Origin of the sequence: Escherichia sp. 94.0001, assembly GCF_013369155.2 — a bacterium.
Lineage (GTDB): Bacteria > Pseudomonadota > Gammaproteobacteria > Enterobacterales > Enterobacteriaceae > Escherichia > Escherichia coli_F.
Genome location: NZ_JABWMS020000280.1, coordinates 1 through 309 on the forward strand (window position 1 = coordinate 1; position 309 = coordinate 309).

Annotated in this window: 1 protein-coding gene; it reads left to right on the top strand. The window is 62.8% G+C overall.

The features are described from left to right. The coding region (locus HEN33_RS25720) for an Ig-like domain-containing protein (RefSeq protein WP_183083559.1) at positions 1-309 on the top strand (309 nt) is incomplete at both ends.

The following is a 309-nucleotide window of genomic DNA, read 5'->3' on the forward strand; positions in this document are numbered from 1 at the left end:
GGGTGACGGATGCGTTCGGTAATGTGCTTGCCGGGCAGACGGTCAGCGTGTTGGCGGATAACGGCGCAACGGTCGCTCCGACTGTCATCACAGGGCAGGACGGCACGGTGGAAATCAGTGTCACCAGCCAGACGGCGGGCAGCAGTGCGGTCACCGCCAGTATCAACAGCAGCAGTCAGAGCCGGGACGTGACGTTTATCGCGGATGTCAGGACGGCGAAGATCGCTGATCTGGTGGTCACCCGGGATAACTCAGTGGCTGACGGCGCAATGGCGAACACGCTGCGGGTGAGGGTGACGGATGCGTTCG